This is a genomic window from Nocardiopsis trehalosi NBRC 14201 (genome assembly GCF_001552555.1).
Taxonomy (GTDB): domain Bacteria; phylum Actinomycetota; class Actinomycetes; order Streptosporangiales; family Streptosporangiaceae; genus Nocardiopsis_B; species Nocardiopsis_B trehalosi.
Window position 1 is genome coordinate 1 of record NZ_BCRK01000295.1, and the last position, 4,275, is coordinate 4,275.

General features: G+C 75.6%; 3 protein-coding genes. 1 reads left to right on the forward strand and 2 read right to left on the reverse strand.

The features are described from left to right. The first annotated feature begins 120 nt into the window (after positions 1-120). Positions 121-1,869 carry a PucR family transcriptional regulator gene (locus tag NT8_RS27395; RefSeq protein ID WP_084469334.1) on the forward strand — a complete coding sequence of 583 codons (1,749 nt, stop codon included), beginning with the start codon at positions 121-123 and terminating at the stop codon, positions 1,867-1,869. On the opposite strand, the gene NT8_RS27400 is transcribed toward NT8_RS27395, so the two are convergent. Both NT8_RS27400 and NT8_RS27405 read right to left on the reverse strand, forming a co-directional pair. Continuing rightward, entirely contained in the window at positions 1,855-2,322 is a 468-nt protein-coding gene (locus tag NT8_RS27400; protein WP_067975814.1) for a hypothetical protein, read from the reverse strand. The two genes, NT8_RS27395 and NT8_RS27400, sit on opposite strands and share 15 nt — an antisense overlap. Before the next feature lie 12 nt (positions 2,323-2,334). Beyond that, on the reverse strand, positions 2,335-3,741 hold the full coding sequence (locus NT8_RS27405) for an EndoU domain-containing protein (RefSeq protein WP_067975817.1): 1,407 nt from the start codon (positions 3,739-3,741) through the stop codon (positions 2,335-2,337). Between the last annotated feature and the right edge of the window lie 534 nt (positions 3,742-4,275).

Sequence of the window (4,275 nt, forward strand, 5' to 3'; positions counted from 1 at the left end):
CGTCCGCCGGACGGGGGCCGGCGGACGCGGCAGGTGGGCGGCGGGGCCGGGGTCCGCCCCCGCCGTGACCGGCACCGCCGCCCTGGGGGCGGCGGCGGGCGAGCCGTTATGGTCGGGGCCATGGGAGACCTTGCCGACGGTCCCGCCGGAGGCGGCCGGGACCTGCCGACCGGTGGGCGGACGCGCTCGGCGAGCGCGCTGGCGCGGGGCCTCACCGTCGCGGAGGCCCTGAACCTGCCGAGCCTCCGGGGCGCCGACGTGCTCGCCGGGGCGGGCGGCCTGGACCGGGTGATCCGGCGGCTCAACGTCATGGAGCTGCCCGACGTCCTCCCGTGGGTCGAGCCCCACGAACTCCTGCTCACCACCGGCTCCCCGCTGCGGGGCGGCGCGCACGGCCCGGCCCGGCTGGTCCGCGACCTCGACGGGCGCGGGCTGGCCGCCGTCGCCGTGCGCGCGGGCGGCCGGGCCGGCGCCCCGTCCGGCGCGGCGCTCGCCGCGGCCGACGAGGTCGGGCTGCCCGTCCTGCGCCTGGGCGCCGGGGTGGCGCTCGGCGACGTGCTGAACCGGCTGCTCACCGACATCCTCAACCGGCAGGCCGCCACCCTGGCCCGCGCCGAGGAGGCGCACCGGGTGCTGGTCGACGTCATCCTGGCGGGCGGCGGCCTGGCCGCGATCACCGGCGAGCTGGCGCGGCTGCTCGACGGCGGGGTCCTGGTGGCCGCCCCCGACGGCCGGGTGCTCGCCCGCTCCGGTGTCGCGCCGGAGCTCCTGCGGGACCCCCGCTACTTCGCCGCAGCGGACGGCCGGTTCCTCGCGGCGGACCCCCCGCACGGCCCGCGGACCCCGGACGACGGCACGCGGGTGGTGCAGGTGCCGATCCTCGCCGGGACCCTCGACCACGGCCGGGTGGTGCTCATCACCCGGGGCCGGGCGGCCGACTCCGCCGACGTGCACCTGCTGGAGCGGGCGGCGGCCACCGCCGCCCTGGTCATCACCAAGGACCTCGCGGTGGCGGCGGTCGAGGGCAAGTACCAGGGCGACTTCCTGCGGGACCTCCTGGCGGGGCGCGCGGGCGACGCCGCGCAGGTGGCGCGGCACTGCGCCGCCCTGGGCTGGGACGTCGACCGGCCGCTGGTGGTCGTGGTCGCCGAGATGGACCCGGAGCCCGGCGGGGCGGCCCCGGCGCCGGGCGGCCTGTGCCCGGGGCACGAGCACCTGGCGGAGGCGTGGAGCCTGGCCGTCCGCGAGCGCGACCCCCGCGCCGCCGTCGCCGGGTACAGCCGGGAGGTCGTGGTCGTGATGGGCGCCGGGGAGCCGGCGGACGGCGCGGCGGCCGGCGCGGCGCCCGGAGGCGGTGCTGCGCGGCGGCCGGGCGGGCTGGTGCGGACGCTCGCCGCCCAGGTGGCGGGCTGGGGCGGGCGGTCGTTCGCCACCGGGGTGAGCCGGGTGGCGGCGCGGCCCGAGGACATCCCCATGGCGTACGAGCAGGCCCGCAGGGCGGCGCGCGTCGGCCGGCAGATGCACGGCGCCGGCGCGGTCGCCGAGTTCGACGAGCTGGGGGTGTACCGGCTGCTCAGCCAGATCCCCGACACCGCCGAGCTGCGGTCGTTCATGGCGGAGGCGCTGGGCCCGCTGGCGGCGCGCGGCGACCCCGAGACCGACGACCTGCGCACGACCCTGGAGGCGCTGCTCGACAACAACCTCAACGTCGCCGAGACCGCCCGCCTGCTGCACTTCCACTACAACACGCTGCGCTACCGGATCGGCAAGCTCGAACGGCTCCTGGGCCCGTTCACCACCGACCCCCACCTCCGCCTCGACCTGCTGGTGGCGCTGCGCGCCTTCCGCATGCGCTCACTCGCGGAGTGACGCCCCGGGGCCGCCGGGCGGGGCGATGCGGCGGAGCTCGTCGTGGGGGAACGGGTGGCCCCACGTCTCGCGGTAGCCCTGGTCGCCGTGGCGGGCGAGGAGGTCCTCGGCCATGGCGCGGACGTCGGTGAGGAAACCGGCCGTGGAGACGCGGCCCGCCCACGTCTGCCGGCCGCCGGCCCAGCGCGCCGCCGTGGAGTACACGTCCGGGAAGGCCACCACCTGGACGAACACCTCCTCGGCGGCGCCCGAGAAGAACACGCGGTTCCCCCCGGGCTCCTGCGCGAACAGGGCGAACGTGGAGCGCGAACCGCCGGAGAGGTCGCCCGCCGAGCGGAGGAGGGAGGCGAGGCCGTCGGTCAGGTACGAGGCGTGCACGGCGATCCGCTCCCCGGCCACCTCCCAGGTCCACACGGCCGAGCCGGGTCCGGACAGTGTCCAGCGCATGGGCATCGCGGCCCCCTCTCAGTCGTCGTCCGGGACGTCCACCGGGAACGCCGTGCGGATCGTGCCGTCGGTGTTCAGGACCACCTGGAGTCCGTAGAGCGGCTGCGGCGGGTCCCCCTGCGTGGTCCCGATCGGGTAGTCGTAACTGTAGGTGTGCACCGTGCCGTCGCGGCTGAGCCCCGTCTCGGGGTCGGGGGTGTTCGGTGTCCCGGTGCTGTTCTCCACCGTCTCCTGGATCAGGTCCGCGATGTCCTCCGGGTCGTAGTAGTCGTTGAAGAGCGTGTTCTGCGGGGTGACGCCCGGGCTACCCGTGACGTGCTCGTTCAGGACGTGCTGGAAGCCCTCGCCCCGGAAGAGGGGATGGCAGGGGTCCTCCTCCTCGCCGGTGGAGGCGGCGTGGTGGACCAGCGGGACGGCGAGGGCGAAGGAGCGGACCCCCGGGCCGGTCGGGTGGGCGGCACCGACCGCGTTGAACCGGACGACGGAGTTCGACGGGCGGCGGCAGGTCGGGCCGTCCGTGTCGTCCGCGTCCTCGTCGTCGGGGACGCCGTCGCCGTCGCGGTCCGACGGGAGGCCGCCGGATTCGAGCTCGGAGGTCTCCTCCCCGTCGTCGTCCCCGGTTCCGTCCTCGTCGCCGTCCCCGCGGTCGCCGCGGCCCGCGTCGGCCACGTCGTTGACCCGGTCGAGCTTGCGGGACCAGCCGAAGTAGGGGATGAGGCCGATCGCGTTCTCCACGACCGCCTGGGTCCCCGCCTGGAGCCGGCTGCCGTCGTTCCACTCGTCCTGGACCTCGTCGCTGAACAGGACGTCGCGGACGAAGCCGACGGGGTCGTCCGTGGCGGCCTCGAAGGCGCCGGTCGCCCCGTCCACGACGGAGTCGACGGTGTCGGAGCCCCACTGCACGGGGTCGTCGACGAAGTCGCCGAAGCCCTCGGTCAGGCCCTCCCACTCGTCGCTGAAGTCGAAGCCCTCCTCGACGGCGTTCCAGGCGCCCTCGCCCATGTCCTCCGCGCCCTGGAGGATCGTGTCGAGCAGTCCGCCGTCATCGTCGTCGCCGCTGTCGCCGCTGTCGTCGTCGACGGTCTCGGTCTGCGGGCGCACCGCCGGGTCGTCCCCCTCGTCGCCGGCACCCTCGTCCCCGGTGCCCTCGGAGGTGTCGTCGCCGGGGGAGTCGTCCTCGTCCCCGGGCGCGGGGGAGTCGTCCTGAGGGGCGTCCGCCGGGGCGTCGTCACCCGCGCCGTCCTCGCCGGCGCCGACGGGGCCGGGGCCGCCCACGGCCTCGACCGCCGAGGCGATGTTCTGTGCGACGCGGCCGCCGAGGCCGCTGCCGATGACGGTCGCCAGGATGGCGGCCACCAGCAGGATGACGGCGGCGTACTCGGTGAAGGACGCGCCGCGCTCGGGGTCGTGGATGCGCCTCAGCATGGGGCGGGAAAAACGCCGAGGCGTGCGGAGCGGGCCCGTGTCACGGTCCGGGGCGGGGCGTTCACTGTCTCAACTCCGGGGCTGCGGGAAATGATCTTGCCCCGGTTGTCCGGGGGGCGGAATCGCGTTCCGAGGGGGTGTCGGAAAATGCGCTGAGATCGGTGTCCGTGCTGGTCGGAAGTAGTGTTCATGCGCTCGCCCGGGAAATTCGATCTTCCCCGGTGATCAGCGTCGAAGATCATTTACCTTCGAGGTCGGTCGGTGAAATTCGGCCATTACCGTAACCCGCGAAAAACGGCACGCAAAGGGAAAAAGCGCTCGTTGACCATTCCCGGTCAGCGGGGAACGCATCGGGCCGCGCGGCCGTCGGCCGGGCGCCGCCGGGGCGACACGCCCGGTGCCGTGGTGGTGCGGGGGTGGCGCGGGGCGACGTGCGAGGTTACGGATGCGCAACCCGGCGGCGATGAGCCCGACACACGGATATGCCGGACTTGTCGGGCACACGCGTGCGGGTGCCGCGCCGCCCCCCCCCCC